Annotated in this window: 13 protein-coding genes; 3 read left to right on the top strand and 10 right to left on the bottom strand. The window is 72.8% G+C overall.

Translation table 11 applies throughout. From position 1 onward, the window contains the following. Nucleotides 1-17 precede the first annotated feature (17 nt). From ACFY3C_RS42165 to ACFY3C_RS42135, 7 genes are all read right to left on the bottom strand, one after another. The gene (locus ACFY3C_RS42165; protein WP_390774657.1) at nucleotides 18-1,325 is read right to left on the bottom strand and encodes an extracellular solute-binding protein; all 1,308 of its coding nucleotides are present in this window, start codon (nucleotides 1,323-1,325) and stop codon (nucleotides 18-20) included. Further along, nucleotides 1,322-2,356 (bottom strand): hypothetical protein, encoded by a 1,035-nt coding sequence (locus ACFY3C_RS42160; protein WP_390774656.1) that lies wholly within the window; start codon nucleotides 2,354-2,356, stop codon nucleotides 1,322-1,324. Before ACFY3C_RS42160 ends, ACFY3C_RS42165 begins: the two co-directional genes overlap by 4 nt. Next, on the bottom strand, nucleotides 2,353-3,885 hold the full coding sequence (locus ACFY3C_RS42155) for a VWA domain-containing protein (RefSeq protein WP_390774655.1): 1,533 nt from the start codon (nucleotides 3,883-3,885) through the stop codon (nucleotides 2,353-2,355). Before ACFY3C_RS42155 ends, ACFY3C_RS42160 begins: the two co-directional genes overlap by 4 nt. Nucleotides 3,886-3,924: 39 nt before the next feature. Then, a complete protein-coding gene (locus tag ACFY3C_RS42150) occupies nucleotides 3,925-6,192 on the bottom strand; it encodes a tetratricopeptide repeat protein (protein ID WP_390774654.1) in 2,268 nt (755 codons plus the stop codon). Continuing rightward, the gene (locus tag ACFY3C_RS42145; protein WP_390774653.1) at nucleotides 6,189-7,829 is read right to left on the bottom strand and encodes a serine protease; all 1,641 of its coding nucleotides are present in this window, start codon (nucleotides 7,827-7,829) and stop codon (nucleotides 6,189-6,191) included. Before ACFY3C_RS42145 ends, ACFY3C_RS42150 begins: the two co-directional genes overlap by 4 nt. Nucleotides 7,830-7,992: 163 nt before the next feature. After that, nucleotides 7,993-8,451, bottom strand: coding sequence for a TIGR03668 family PPOX class F420-dependent oxidoreductase (locus tag ACFY3C_RS42140; protein WP_386580805.1), 459 nt, complete (start codon nucleotides 8,449-8,451; stop codon nucleotides 7,993-7,995). A 15-nt stretch (nucleotides 8,452-8,466) separates the two neighbouring features. After that, entirely contained in the window at nucleotides 8,467-9,117 is a 651-nt protein-coding gene (locus ACFY3C_RS42135) for a phosphoribosyltransferase (protein ID WP_386580803.1), read from the bottom strand. Between the two features lie 182 nt (nucleotides 9,118-9,299). On the opposite strand from ACFY3C_RS42135, the gene ACFY3C_RS42130 reads away from it, so the two are divergent. Continuing rightward, nucleotides 9,300-10,067, top strand: a complete 768-nt coding sequence (locus tag ACFY3C_RS42130) for a polysaccharide deacetylase family protein (protein WP_386580837.1) — start codon at nucleotides 9,300-9,302, stop codon at nucleotides 10,065-10,067. A 12-nt stretch (nucleotides 10,068-10,079) separates the two neighbouring features. Here the strand turns inward: ACFY3C_RS42130 and ACFY3C_RS42125 are convergent, their stop codons facing one another. Next, nucleotides 10,080-10,970: an alpha/beta fold hydrolase gene (locus tag ACFY3C_RS42125; protein ID WP_390774652.1), complete on the bottom strand. Its 891-nt coding sequence runs from the start codon at nucleotides 10,968-10,970 to the stop codon at nucleotides 10,080-10,082. Between the two features lie 109 nt (nucleotides 10,971-11,079). Then, complete coding sequence (locus ACFY3C_RS42120; protein ID WP_386580799.1) at nucleotides 11,080-11,895, bottom strand: hypothetical protein; 816 nt, start codon at nucleotides 11,893-11,895, stop codon at nucleotides 11,080-11,082. 140 nt (nucleotides 11,896-12,035) lie between these two features. Here ACFY3C_RS42120 and ACFY3C_RS42115 point away from each other — a divergent pair, with 140 nt between their 5' ends. Continuing rightward, the gene (locus ACFY3C_RS42115) at nucleotides 12,036-12,476 is read left to right on the top strand and encodes an SRPBCC family protein (RefSeq protein ID WP_390774651.1); all 441 of its coding nucleotides are present in this window, start codon (nucleotides 12,036-12,038) and stop codon (nucleotides 12,474-12,476) included. Nucleotides 12,477-12,489: 13 nt separating this feature from the next. Here the strand turns inward: ACFY3C_RS42115 and ACFY3C_RS42110 are convergent, their stop codons facing one another. Beyond that, nucleotides 12,490-13,047, bottom strand: coding sequence for a GNAT family N-acetyltransferase (locus tag ACFY3C_RS42110; RefSeq protein WP_390774650.1), 558 nt, complete (start codon nucleotides 13,045-13,047; stop codon nucleotides 12,490-12,492). Between the two features lie 871 nt (nucleotides 13,048-13,918). Here ACFY3C_RS42110 and ACFY3C_RS42105 point away from each other — a divergent pair. Then, complete coding sequence (locus tag ACFY3C_RS42105) at nucleotides 13,919-14,518, top strand: DUF4352 domain-containing protein (protein ID WP_390774649.1); 600 nt, start codon at nucleotides 13,919-13,921, stop codon at nucleotides 14,516-14,518. The last annotated feature ends 49 nt before the right edge of the window (nucleotides 14,519-14,567 follow it).

Raw genomic sequence — 14,567 nt, 5'->3', positions numbered from 1 at the left:
CGGGCCCTGGCAGTCGTTCAAGGTCCGCTCCTTCGGGTGCTGTCGCATACGGATGTCAGCCAGCTCAGGCTCTCCGCGCTGCCCAGGCTGTCCAGGTTCTTCAGCAGATCGTCCAGTTGGCGCGGATCGGCGAGGAAGTCGATGGTCGCCTGGGCGAAGGCGTCGCGCACCGGCGGCGGCATGGCGTCGGAGGCGTCGAAGCAGTGGACCGCCCCGCGGTCGAGGAGGGTCCGGGCCAGCGAGCGGCGCCAGGCGGGGGTGGAGTCACCTGCCGCGGGCTGCGCGTGGGCGTTGACGGAGAGACCGGCCTCCTTGGCGCTCCACGCCCGCTGGGTCCCGGCGGCGGCGAGGTGGCGGATCAGCTCCTGCGCCTGCGGGGTGGCGTGCAGCAGGGCGACCAGGTCGCCGGAGACCTCCCACGCATTGTCAGCGGTGGCGCCGGGGATGAGGCGGGTCGAGTGCTCGTAGCGGCCGCGTGCCTCCGTCCACGGATCCAGGTTGCGGATGAAGGAGGCCTGGTGCTCCAGGGTGCACTGGGGCGGGTTCATCGTCACCAACTCGGACGCCTTCTGGTACTCGGTCTGCAGTGCACGCAGGACGAGGTCCCTGGAGCCACCTGCGCCCACCATCTTCCCCCAGGTGGTCCAGGCCTCCTTCACCTCCTTGGACTGCCAGGGCAGCAGGCCGCGCGCCCACCGCTCGTACACGCCCGGGCCGTACCGCTGCAGCAGGATGTCCTCGATCCAGTCGGTGCCGGGCCAGCCGCTGGTGGCACCCGAGCCCATGCCGAGGCACCACTGGTCCGGCCGCTTCGCAGCGTTCTCGCGCTGCTGCGCACCGACCCCCGGCCGGTACCAGACCATGCTCTTGAGGTCCGCCTTGAGCGGGAACCAGTACACGTGCCCGTTCCTGGGCGTTACCCAGGACTTGCTGAAGTCGCCCCGTGGGACGAGCTTCTCGAGCGGCTGCAGCTGCTTCTGGTCCGCGTAGGCGGCGAGTTCGCCGGGACCGGTGAGCACCACGACGTCGGGCGGGGTGCCGGCCTCGACGTCGGCGCTGAGCACCTGACTCTCCGCGGAGCTGCCCTGGTAGTCGACGTGGACGTGGTACTTGCGCTCGAAGGGGTCGATGACCGCCTCCCGGAAGTACTGCTCGTCCTTGCCCGTCCAGTTGGCCAGCAGGGTGACGGTCGGTTCCTGTCCGAGGGCGCGTACGCCGAGCACGACGGCCGCCGCCAGCACGGCCAGGCAGCTCACCAGCACGGTGACCGTACGCACCGGGCGGCGCCGGGTGGCGGCCGCGGGGCCGCTGCCGGGGGCGCTCACCGGGGCCTGAACCGGTAGTCGTTGATGTGCTGCCGCAGACCCGTCTCGGTCAGCGCCATGAGCACGATGCCTCCCAACACGATCCACACCGAGGCCGCCGCGCGGAAACCGGTGTGCGCCAGGTACCCGGCGGTGTGCTGCCCCGCGTCCGTGACGGCCTGCCCGGACACCAGCCGGTCGAGCAGAGAGCGGGTGTCCGTCATGCCCTGGCGCGTCCACACCGTGAACAGCACGAGGGTCGTGAACCCTCCGGCCAACAGGGCGCATGCGGCGATGAGTTGACGGTTGAACCTGCGCCGGAAGCGGCGGCGCAGGAAGAGCTGGGTCTCCACCAGGGCCGCGCCCAGGGCGAGGACGAGCAGCGCGGTCACGCTCCAGCCGAGCCACAGCGCCCACCCGAAGGAGGTCTGCCGCCCGACCACGGCGCGCTGTTCGTCCTGCAGCCGTCTGAGCCGGTCCTCGATGCCGGCCTTCGCGGTCTTCAGCATGCTGGTCGCGTAGCTGAGGTAGGCATCCCGCAACACGCTTCCCTGTGGCTCCAGTTGGGCCTTCTCGACCATGCCGGTGTACCCGATGATCAGTCCGGCGACCGTCTGCAGGGCCTGCCGGCCGCCCGGGCCGCCCACGTCGTCGGTGGCGGCCAGTGCGAGGCTCTGCGCGGCCACCGAGATCTGCTTCTGGAACTCGCTGGTCGACGGGGTCCCCCCGGTCGCGTCCGCCTGTGCCTCGCCGAGCGCGTACAGCGCGGTGTCGATGGCGACGACGGCGGGGGCGCTGGAGGTGCGCAGCGGGTTGGCGTCCGCGTGCACCCCCTCGTAGGACAGGAACAGGGACAGGGTCAGCAGCGCCGTCAGGGCCAGCAGCAGGCGGCGGCGCACGCCGAGTTCGTACGCGGTCGTGCTGCCCGGGTCCGGCGGTCGCCGCCCGGAGCCGAGGAGGCGGCCGAGGAAGCGGGGCAGCGGGGCCCGGTCGCGGGGGCTGGTGGTGGCGTGCACCCGCCGGCCCGGCCTGGCGCGGGCGTCGACACTCACAGGGCTCCCCCCAGCAGACGTCCGCACCTGCCGCAGTACACCGAGTCCGCCGGGCCGAGCCACTTGCATTCCGGGCACTCGATCAGCTCGTCGGCATCGGGCGGGGCCTGCGGGCCGACGGCCGGCGGACCTGCCTCGGGCGGGCCCTCGGCGGGTTGTTCCGGTGGGGTGGTCATGGCGCTGGAGAGGATCAGGTGCTGCCAGTCGACGTCCTTGAGGCCGTCGCGGACCCGGCCCGTGCCCGGCTCGGCCTCGATCCGGCGCAGGGCGCCCAGCAGGTGGGCGTCGCCCAGCTCTCCGGCCAGCGCCAGCGCCCGGGCGAGTTCCCGGTCCGCCTCCGCCCTGCCCTCCGCGCGGCGCAGCCAGGCCCGGTAGGCCCGGGCCACGGCGGCGCTCGCCTGCTGGTACAGCTCGTGGCGGCGGACCCCGGGATGCTGCCGGGACGCGTCGAGCGGGTTGTCGGTCCAGCGCACCAGGACGGGCTGCGGCGCGGGCAGCCGTACGGCGGGCCCGAAGTCGGGTACGACCACGTCCACGGCGGCGAGCTGGAGGTCCTCGTCGATCTCGCGGCCGGTCGGATCGGCGGTCAGCACGACCTGGAAGTGCCGGGTCTCCTCGCCCCAGGCGCGGGTGACGTACTCGGCGCCGCGTGCGCCCAACTCGACGCCGGTGGCGAGGAGTTCCTGCTCGTTCGGCACGACCTGCTTGACCTGACGGATCACGGTGCCGGGTGTCGGGGTGATCCTGATGCGCAGCTCGGGGACGGCGGTGCCGAGCAGACCGTTCACCAACTCCTCGTAGGCGGCGGGAAGTTCCGACTCGCGGCGGACCGCGCCGGCCCGGCCGTGCAGTCGCCGGGTGATGCCCAGCAGGAGGTCGGCGTCCCAGTCGTCGCCGATGCCCCACGCGTCGCAGACGAACCGGCCGTCGCAGGCTTCAAGGGCGGTGTCCAGCCGCATGCCGGCGCGGTGGTCGTGCTCGTTGCGCCCGTCGGTGAGCAGCAGGACGTGTTTGACGGGCGCGGACTGCTTGCTCAGCAGCCGCCGGGCCAGGTCGAGCCAGTGGCCGATGGCGGTGCCGCCGTTCGCGTCCAGGATCCGTACGGCGCGCTCGGCGGCCTCCCGCTCGGCGGTCCCGGCGACGGCCATGCCCTCACGGTCCGGGCCGGGGTGCACCACGGTGGCGTCGAACCGGCCGGAGAGCACTGCGAAAGCGGTGCCCTCGGGCAGCAGCCGCAGGGCGGCGACCGTGGCGTCCTTGGCCGCGCGCAGTTTGGCGTCCGGGTGGAGCATGGAGCGGGAGGTGTCGACGATCAGCACCTCGGCGAGGGCGGGCCCGGCTCCGCGGGCGCCCCCGGTGACGATGCCCGGGACGCCGTTGTTGCTGACCCCGATCTCCAGGATGGCGTGCATCTCCCGGTCCCGGGACCGCCCGGCCGCGGTCGGCACGACGGGCAGTTCCTTCTCCTGGCCGATTGCGAGGGTCACCGTGATGTCCTCGGTGCCCTCGCCTCTCCCGGCCATGCTCATGGCCTCGTCCCCCTCGCTTCCCCGATGTCGTCCGCGTTCTCAGAATCTGCTCATCGGCCGCACGGCATGGGCCAGGTCGAGCAGCCGGCCGTGTTCGCCCGCGGTGCGCGCCTGCGCGGCCAGTTGCCGGAAGGACTGCTCCAGCAGTGTGCGCAGGGCGTCCTCGCCGCCGGCTCCGAGCAGGTCGCCGACCGGGAACTGAGGCCCCCAGCCGGGCTTCGGGCGGCAGTGCAGGACGTTCTCCCGGACCTCGGCGACCAGCCGGGCCCGCGACTCGCCGTCGGCGGCGCCGCCGTCCAGGTGCAGCTCGGGCAGCCGGCGGTCCGCGTCCCGCAGGTCGGCCACCGACGGGGCGCGGCCGTGCAGGACACCGGCGCGGACGCGGACGGCCGCGATGCGGGCGGCGTCGTAGTGACGGGAGGTGGCGGGCACATCGTCGAGGACGCGTACGGCCGCGTCCCGGTCCCCCGTGGCCAGGTGGCCGCGGGCCAGGCCGAACGCCGCCGCGGTGTGGGCGAAGTCCCGGGCCCACACGGCCTCGTAGAACCGCATGGCCCGGGCCGTGCGCTGCTCACCGCCGTGTTCGGCGCAGTACCCGAGGGCCAGTTTGGGCACGTACTCGCCGGGCAGCGCCCGGTAGACGGCCTCGAAGCAGCTGCCGGCCTGCCGTACCTCGGCCTTGCTCAGGTGGAGCACGCCGCGGTGCCAGGCGATGCGCCAGTCGTAGGCGGCGGCGCGCTCGCCGAGCAGGGTCTCGGCCTCGGCCAGCCAGCTCTGGGCCTCGCCCTGCGCGCCCTGTCTCAGGTAGGCGCGGCACAGCCACAGCGCGGTCTCGGGGGTGCCGAGGCGGGATTCGCGGGGCCACTGCCGGGCGACCCGGTCGGGGGCGTCGGGCGGGAAGGTGTCGAGCAGCAGGGCGGCGCCGTCGTCGGGGTCGGGGACCGGTTCCGGCAGAGCGCCGGCGACCTCGGCGGCCGCGGGCGGGGAGACGTCGAGATCGGCGGGGTGTGCACCGGGCCGACCGGTCCAGTGGTCCAGGGAGGGGATCGCGCCGAGTCCGGCGTCGAGGCTGGCCTCGGTGGCGCGGAACCGGGTGCTGCTCTCGGGCAGTTGCTCGCCGAACTGCAGCGAGCGGAACTCGCGCAGGACCTCCCAGAGCTGGCGGGACATCTCGGCGGCCGAGCGGAACCGGGCGCGGGGTTCGGCGTGGGTGGCGCGGTCGATGAGGCGGCGGAAGGAGTCGGGGGCGAGACCGCGGGCCGCTTCGGTGCCCCGGGCCAGCGCCTGCAGGGTCATACCGACGGTGTAGAGGTCGCTGTCGACGTGCCAGCCTCGGCTGTCGACCTCCTCCTTGGGCGGGGCGAAGCTCGCGGTGTACACGTAGGCGGAGCCGCGGTCGCCGATCGCGCGGACCGCGCCGAGGTCGATGACCTTGATCGCCCGCCCGAAGTGGATGACGTTGGCGGGCTTCATGTCGCAGTAGAGCAGCCCGCGTTCGTGCATGTACTGCAGGGCGCCGAGGATCTTGCAGCCGTAGGTGAGGACGTGGTCGAGGCGGGGGCGGCCCTGGAAGACGCGCTCGGCGTCGTCGGCGTCGAAGAGCTGCTGCAGGGAGCGGCCGCCGATGTAGTCCATGACCAGGTAGCCGGTGGGCGAGCTGCCGGGGGCCTGGTGTTCGACGTAGGTGATGATGCGGACGATGTCGGGGTGGTGCAGACCGGTGAGTGAGCGGCGCTCCTCGACGGCGTTGCGGCGGGCGAGCGCGTCGTGGACGTCGATCAGCCCTTTGAGGACGACGCGGTGGCCGTCGGCGCTGGTGTCCTCGGCGAGGTGGATCCAGCCGAGACCGCCGCGGGCCAGGCAGCCGAGGATCCGGTAGTGGCCGGCGACCAGGTCGCCCTTGTCCAGCTGGGGCAGGAAGGAGTAGGGGGTGCCGCAGCGGGGACATCGGCCCTTGACCGGGGCGGGCTGGCCGCCGTAGCCGATGCCGACGATCATCGTGCAGCCGTTCGCGCCGCAGCGGCGGCCGCCGGTGGGCGGCCGGGGGTCCTCGACCAGCCCGCCCTCGGGGGCGGGGACGTCGGGCAGCAGGACCAGTCCGTGCTGGTCGAGTTCGCCGACTCCGGCGACGGCGTGGGTGGGCTGCGGGCCGGGCGGTTCCTCGGGCCCGGGCGGCGGGGGCGGTGGCTCGGACCGCGACTCGGGCCGTGGCTCGTTCCGTGGCTCCAGGTGCCGGTGTCCGCAGGTGTCGCAGTAGCCGGTGCCCATGATGTGGCCCGCGCAGCCGGGCCGGATGCACGAGGTCATGGGGTGCCCTCCCTTCCGGGTGCCGTGCCGGAGCAGAAGCCGACGAAGCGCCGGGCGGCGGTCTCCGCCTCGTCCACGTCGCAGGGGCTCTGCCGCAGCAGCGACAGGGCGCGTTCGTAGAGCCGGTAGGCCTCCATGACCCGGTCGCCGCCCTGGGCCGCGGCCCGTTCCCGGCACAGCGGCCACTCGGCGGTGACCCGGCCGAGGAGTTCCTCGCGGCGGCGCAGCCGGTCGTCGAGGACCGAGATCGCCTGTTCCAGGCGCTGGCGGCGGCGCTCGGCGGCGTCCTCGAAGGTGAACAGCAGGTCGGCGTGGCGGGGTTCCCGCTCCCGCTCGGGGGTGTGGGCGACCCAGGCGAGCAGCATCCGGGTGCGCCGTACGCCGGCCTCGGCCTGGTCCAGCAGCTGCCGGGTGCCGGGGTCGGCCGCCACGCGGTCCCGGCGCTCGTCGAGTGTGGGCCCCAACTCGTCGACGATGTGGTCGAGTTCGCGGTGCAGCCGGGTCCAGCGGTGGCGCAGCGGACGCTGGACAAAGGATTCGGCAGCCTGGGCCGCGCGGCCGCCCCGGCGGCGGAAGACCAGGAGCAGCCGGGCCCCTTGTTGAGCGAGCCGGTCCAGCAGGCCGAGCAGGGCGTCGGGTTCGGCGGCCTGGTCCACGCCGACCAGGACGGCGGCGAGCGGCACGCGCAGGGCGCCGAGCCGCTCTGGCCTCGGGTCGCCGCGGATACCCAGCCGCCCTGCGATCCGGTCCATGATCTGATTGACCGTCAATCCCTTGACGTCCAGGGCGAGATCGTGGCCGCCGGCCGGCGGTACGGTCTCGGGCGGGTCGTGGCTGAAGGCGCTGGTGTTCTGCTGGGTGCGCAGCTCCCGGTCGGCCAGGGTGACGGCGCGGGTGAGGGTCCAGGCGCGACCGCTGCGGGCGGGGACGACGGTGACGAGCACCGGCCAGCCCTCGCCCCGGAACCAGGAGGCGAGTTCGGTGGCGAACGGCACGTCGAGCCGGCCGGCGGTGCCCGTCGCACCGGGGCGCAGCGTCGGGTCGACGGCCTCGGCGCCCTCGCTCCAGGCGGCGGCCTGCGGCAGATGGCTCAGGATGGTCTCGGTGGGGCTCATGTAGCTGAAGACGGAGCCCGGGCCCTCGTCGACGCTGAGGACGATCCCGATGACCTCGTCCGTCTCATGGTCGACCACTCCCCCGCCGCTGAAGCCCGGGGCGGCCAGCTCACCCCGGGTCTGCGGGCGCAGCTGCACCTGGTGGTCCCGGCCGCGGGCGGCGACCAGGGTGGCGCCGTGCCAGCGGCCGCCGTCGTCGCCGGCCGGGAAGCCGTACATGCTCACCGGTCCGTGCGGCGAGGCCAGCCGGTAGAGCCGGGTGGTGTGTTCGGCGGGCAGCGGCTGCACCAGCCGCAGCAGGGCGAGGTCGCCGATGCGGTCGCCGAAGGCGTCCTCCCGCTGCGGCACATGCTCGTCCGCCCGGACCGTGGCGGCCACGCCCGGTACGCCGGGCACGCCGACGAAGTGGACGACGTAGGGCCGGCCGGGCCGGACGACATGGGCCGCGGTGAGCACGCGGTCGGGGGCGAGGAGCACCCCCGCGCCGAGCACCCGTCCGTCCTGCTCTTCGATGCGAGCCACCCAAGGTGGCGTCCTTAACCGCGACTTGACGGCTCGCTCCCCCGTGCGCGTCATGTCACGAGAGGTTACTCCGCGTGCCCCTCCGGTACTACTGGTGTGCACGGGGTTGTCGCGGACGGGCGGAATGCGGGCGTCCGTACCGGATGCCCCGCCGGGTCCGGCGTCACCGCTCGCGGGCCTCCCACCCAGTCCAACTCCGCACGCTGACAGCGATCACCGGCCCGTGCGGCGGGTGGTCGCGGTACTGCGGATACTTCTCGCGCAGCAGTCGTACGGCGGTCTCGTGGGCGTCACGTACGGCCGGATCGGCCGCGTCGGGCGGCAGGACCCGGGCCTCGCCGTCGGCGCGGACCCACCACAGGTGGTCCCAGTTCTCGTCGTAGGCGTCCGCGAGCAGGCACACGGCCGGGTGTGCGGCGATGTTGCGCAGCCGCTTGAGGCGGGCGGTGGTCTTGGGTTTGTGGTCGACGGCGGTCACGAGCCGGTCGGTGCCGCCGAGGGTGTGCCGGGCGAAGACCACCGGCACCTGGTGCGGGCGGCCCGCCGCGTCGACCGTGGCCAGCCGGGCGACCCGGGCGGCGGTGAACCGGCGCCGCGCCTCCGCCGCGTTCAGTGCGGGCATCCTCGCTCCCGGTGTTCAGCGCGCGTGCAGTGCGTCGAGCACGTCGAGCACGTCCGCGTCGGTCAGCTGCCCGAAGTCGGCGTACCACTGCCCGACGGCGCTGAACCCGGCCGGCCGGTGCGGGCACACGATCAGGTCGGCCTCGTCCGCGAGCAGGGCGAGGGAGTCCGGGGCGCCGACCGGGACGGCCAGCACGACCCGGGCGGGGCCCCGGCGCCATACGTGGCGCAGGGCGGCGCGGGCGGTGGCACCGGTGGCCAGGCCGTCGTCCACGATGATCACGGTACGGCCCTTGAGTTCCGGGGGCGGGCGGTCGCCGCGGTAGCGGTGCTCCCGCCGGGCCAGCTCGGCCCGTTCCCGCTCGACGGTCGGGGCGAGGCGCTCCTCGGTCAGGCCCAGGCGGTCGAGGGTGTCCGAGTCGAAGAGGGGAGGATCGTCGGCGGCGAGGGCGCCGACGGCGAACTCCGCGTGGTGCGGGGCGCCGATCTTGCGTACGACGAGCACGTCGAGCGGGGCGCCGAGGGCGCGGGCGACGGGCGCGGCGACCGCGATCCCGCCGCGGGGCAGGGCCAGGACGACGGGGTCGGGAAGGTCGCCGCTGTCGCGCAGGTCCCTCAGCAGGCCGGCGAGTTTCCGTCCGGCCTCGGCGCGGTCCCGGTAGTACATGGGCCCGTCCTCTCGCCGGGGTCTTCTCCCCCATACCTCCATGGTGCTACGGCGGCCGGACCTGTCGTCGGAAAACCCTCAAGAATTCAAACACGCGAACTATACACTGAGTGTATAGTCCCGGCATGCCTTATTCGACTTCGACCGAGACGACCCCGGCCCGGCAGCACGCGACCAAGAAGATGCGCACAGGCGGCCGAAGGTTGCGTCTGTCCGCGCTCACGTCGGCCGCCGCCTGCCTGGCGCTGACCCTGTCCGGCTGCGCGGAGGTCGACACGACCGCGCCGAGCACGGTGCGGGCCGAGGCGGCGCACGGGGCGCCGGCCCACTTCGGGTCGGTCGACTGCCGCGAGGCCAAGTGCATCGCGCTCACCTTCGACGCCGGACCCAGCGAGAACTCGGCGCGACTGCTGGACATCCTCAAGGAGAAGAAGGTCCCGGCGACCTTCTTCCTGCTCGGCAAGCGGCACATCGAGAAGTACCCGGAGCTGGTCAAGCGGATGGCCGCCGAGGGCCACGAGGTGGCGAGCCACACCTGGGACCACAAGATCCTCACCCGGATCTCCGACGCGCAGATACGCGAGGAGCTGAAGCGGCCCAACGACGCGATAGAGCGGCTCACCGGGCACAAGCCCACACTGATGCGCCCGCCGCAGGGCCGTACGGACGCGAACGTGCACAAGATCGCCAAGCAGCTGGGCCTCGCCGAGGTGCTGTGGAGCGTCACCGCGAAGGACTACACGACCAACGACTCCGCGCTGATCACCGAGCGGGTCCTCGCGCAGGCGTCCCGGGACGGGATCATCCTGCTGCACGACATCTACAAGGGCACCGTGCCCGCCGTGCCCGGCATCATCGACGCCCTGAAGCAGCGCGGCTACGTCTTCGTGACGGTTCCTCAGCTCCTCGCACCCGGCAAGGCCGAACCGGGGACGGTGTACCGGCCCTGAGGCCGAGCCGGTTCAGGCGGCGCGGGCAGCCGTGAGACTCTCGCCCTCCGCGTCCGCGTGGCGCTCGGCGGCCGCCGCGTCGACGAACTCCCGCAGGTCCGCGGTGAGCTGCCGCGCGTGGGTGGCGAACAGACCGTGGCCGCCGTTCTCGTACACCTTCAGCGTGGCGTGCGGCAGCAGCCGCGCGGTGCGTTCCCCGGTGAGCGCGAGGGGTGCCGAGGTGTCGTGGGTGCCGTGCACGACGAGGACGGGGACCCGCACGCCGGGCAGCTCGTCGGTGAGGTCGAGCGCGGCCACCACGGCCCGCACCCCGTTCGCGGCGCGGGGCGTGGCGGCCAGGCAGCGGTCGACGAGGTAGCGGACATAGGCGGCGGACAGCTCGTTGCCGGGCCGGCTCACGGCGAAGAAGTCGTCCGCCGAGGCGGTGAAGTACCCCGCGCGGTCACGCCGGAAGATCTCGTCGTCGACGCGCACCACCGCCGGGTCCACGCCCTGGGGGAGCCCGGGCGAACGGACGACTCCCGGTGTGACGCCGGAGACGAGCACGGCCCGTGCCACCCGGTCGGCGCCGTGCCGGGTCAGGCAGCGCGCCACCTCGGCGGTGCCGACGGAGTGCCCGACCAGCGTCACCTCCCGCAGTCCGAGGTGGACGAGCAGACCGTGCACGTCGTCGGCGAGGGTGTCGAGGTCGTAGCCGAGCCAGGCGTCGTCGGAGCGTCCGTGGCCGCGCCGGTCGAGACCGACGCACCGGTAGCCGGCCTCGGCGAGCGGCAGCATCTGGTACTCCCACAGCTCGTGCCCCAGGTACGCACTGCTGACGAACACGACGACGGGTCCGCGGGCGGGGCCGTGGTCGACGTAGTGCAGCCGGGTGCCGTCGACGGGGCTCTCGTAGAAAGGCATGGGGCCTCCTCGGGATGGTCCGGACGGGTTCGGACGGGACGGGGCGTCCCGTCGTGCTGTCGATCCCGATCCTTCCCGGAGCCGGTCCCCGGGTCGATTACCTGCCACGTCAAGCGCTCGGAGCCGGACCGGTTCCGGGCCGGCGCAGCGCCCTGGTGAGCAGCGTGCCGGCCACGACGAGGCCCACGCCCAGCCACCACATGTTGTCGAAGATCAGGACGGCGATCCCGATCGGGACCAGCAGGCCGGCCAGCGGCAGCAGCAGATCGGCCACCGGGGGTGGGTCCGGACCGGGGCGGCCGCTGTCGCGCCGGGCGTGGGCCCGGACCACCTCGGGATACCACTCGGTGAAGCGGAGAGCCACGACGATGGCCAGGATCTGGATGATCCAGCCGGTCCAGAGATTGTCCGGGTTGTGCAGGACGAGGTCGCCGTAGCCGCCCGCGAGCGCCGCCACCAGGAAGGCGAGCCCCCACACCCCGGTGACGGCGTAGTTGGTGCGCAGGAACGCGGGCGTGTCCCAGAGGGCGGGGTCGACCTGTTCGCGGGCGTACTGCAAGGTGAACGGCATCCGGACGGCCATCGAGCCGAAGGCGATCAGCACCAGCGCGATGTTGGACACCTCCCCGGCGTACGTCTCCAGCCAGCGCAGCGTGCCTTCGCTCGCCAGGACGCCGACGACGGCCATGCCGGCGAAGAAGACCACGTCGCACAGTTCGAGGAGCTTCCAGGAGCTGCCCGGGTGGGCCAGCCTGCCGAGCAGGACCAGAGCGACCGAGCACGCCAGCGCGAGCGCGACCGAGATCTCGAACCGGCCCGGTCCGACCAGCAGGGAGAAGATGATCCACGGAGCCATGCCGACGACGGGGCTCTCCAGGAGCCCTCTCCAGCCGGAGGCCGCCGCGGTGCCACCCACGGTGCTCACTCCTCCAGGGTGGACACCGTGCGCCCCATCGGCCACTCGTGGGCCCACACGTTCGCCGGCGGCCGCACCGCCGCTGCGCCAGGGCGGTGACCCTGGACCGAACTCGCAGGTGGCGGGCGGCGATTCCCTACGATCGTGCCGTGCCCTTCTTCTCTTTCGAACGCACGGTGCCGCTCCCCCTCGACGAGGCGTGGCGCCGGCTCACGCAGTGGCCCCGCCACGGTGACGTGGTCCCCCTGACCCGGGTCACCGTGCTCACGCCCGCGCCGACCCGGGAGGGCACACGCTTCGTGGCCCGCTCGGGCCTCGGCCCCCTCGCCTTCGACGATCCCATGGAGGTGACGGCCTGGCATCCGCCGGTGGACGACGGGCCCGGGCTGTGCCGGCTGGAGAAGCGCGGGCGGGTCGTCCTGGGCTGGGCGGAGATCGAGGTCCGGCCCGGGCCCGGGGGCCGTGCCCGGGTGGTGTGGCGGGAGGAACTGCGGGTCCGCCTCCTCCCCCGCTTCTTCGACGGCGTGGTGGAGCGAACGTCACGTGCGGTGTTCGGACGCGCGGTGAACAGGCTCCTCCGACGGGCGTGAGCGGGCTTCGCTCTCAGCGGCCCTTCGTGGCCCAGTGCTCCGGTTGTGCGACGTAGATCCAGTCGAAGCCGTCGTATCCCTCCGTGTCGAGATGCTGCGCCCGGCCGAGTCCGGCGCGCAGGGCCACGCGCTGGGAGGTGACGTTGGCCGGCCGTATGCGTGCGATCAGCGGGAGGTCCGGCAGGTGCCGGGACGCCCAGGCGGTGACCGCGGCGGCTGCCTCACCGGCGAAGCCCTGGCCCCAAGCCGAGGCGGCGAAGCGGTAGAAGAGGTTCAGGACCCGCTCCCCGTGCAGTTCCATGGGCTTGACTCCGCAGCACCCGAGCTGCTGGTCACAGCCGTGGCGCCGGACGACCCAGTACCCGTATCCGTGCCGCCGCCACTGGTCGTCCCAGCGCCGGTAGAGCGCCTCCGCTTCCTCGAACCGGGCGAGCGCGTCGGAGGGGTTGTGGGAGCACGTCTCAGGATCACTGTGCACGGCGAAGATCGCGTCGATGTCGGCTTCGACCGGCCGCCGTAGCGACAGCCGGGCGGTCTGCAGCTCTTCGAATGTCGTGCCCCCGTCATTCATGTCAAGATCGTAGATCCGGGCGCGGCTGCCCGGAAAGGCGAGGGCCGGTGCCGTCGAGAGTTCACCCCCGAGACTGCCCCCACCGTGGACGTCGAGGAGCCGAGCAAGGAGACGCCTGCACCGCGCCGCCGGGTCCGTATCGACTCGCTGCGCCGCGTCGTCGTCGAGACCCGCACCAACCCCGCCTACCGGTTCACCATCCGCCACGGCTACTACCTGTGGGGCGGCACCCGCATCCTCGCCAAACGGACCTGGGACGGCCGGACCGCGGCCCCCTACGAGCGGATGATGCGGCTCGCCGAGGCCGGCGGCAACGAGGAGTTGGTCCGCGAGTGGGAGCAGCGCGTCAGCTCCCACAAGGCGGCCCGGCAGAAGCGGCGGACGGAACTGCTGCAGCTGGGACGCGTACCGCAGCTGGGGGCCGGCGGACCTGAAGAAGGCTCTGGAGCCCTATGGCGCACAGCAGTTCAAGTCCGACGGGCGCATGGTCGTCGCCCGCGACCGCATCCAGGACGCCATCTTGGAGCGGCTCGCCGAGGGCGTCGACGAACAGGGAGACGACGAGATCTGAGGGAGGTCTCTCTCACCGGCTCCCTGCCCCGCCTCCCTGTACATGACCTGCAGAAGTGTCCACTCAGGGAGGCCAGGGAGGGTACGTCGCACCGATGGCGGGGTGGTTCTCTACGACCTGGCCACACCGTCCGGCATCAGAAGGTGCCGCCGCGGTAGGCCGGTGATGGACCACCCGACCACCGTCGAACACGTGACCAAGATGTTCACGATCGGGTTAATTCCGCCAGTTCGAGGCAACCACACACCTCATTTACAAGTCGCACACTCGCAAGGCACAAACGATCCCCCGGGGGGACACGTGAACCAGCAGTACCCGCAGCAGCCGCCCTACGGCGCCCCGCCGCAGTGGCAGCCGCCGCAGCCGAAGAAGACCAGCGTTGGGAAGATCGTGGGCATCGGCTGCGGTGGCCTGTTCGCCCTGTTCGTCGTCATCGGTATCGCCGGCGCGATCGGCGGCTCCGGCTCGGACGACAAGAGCGGCAGCGGCTCCACGGTCGTGGCGGAGCAGCCGAAGTCCGACAAGGCGTCGAAGCCTGCCGAAAAGCACGCCTCCAAGCCGAAGGAACCTGCTGGCCCCGTCAAGGTGACCGCGAAGAATACCGCCTTCACCAAGACCGTCCTCGCCGACGGCAGCGCCTACACCAGCGTGCTCGTCACCGTCACGAACAGCGGCGACGACAGCATCAGCGTGAACCCGCTGTACTTCACGATCACCGACACCAACGGCACCAAGCACGGCGCTGAGCTGGCCGCCGACGACAAGCAGATCGACACTGTCGACCTGGCGCCCGGCGAGAACATCTCCGGCACCATCACCGGGAAGGGCAAGTTCACCCCGAAGTACGTGACCTACACCGACGGGCTCCTCGGTGACCCGCTGCGCGTGAACGTCTCCTGACCTTCCGGCCACGGCCCCGCCCCGGCGGGGCCGCCCCGCGCTCTCAGAC

Source organism: Streptomyces sp. NPDC001410 (genome assembly GCF_042895235.1).
Lineage (GTDB): Bacteria > Actinomycetota > Actinomycetes > Streptomycetales > Streptomycetaceae > Streptomyces.
The sequence above is the reverse complement of the archived record's forward strand: the minus strand, read 5'-3'. Positions and strand labels throughout refer to the sequence as shown.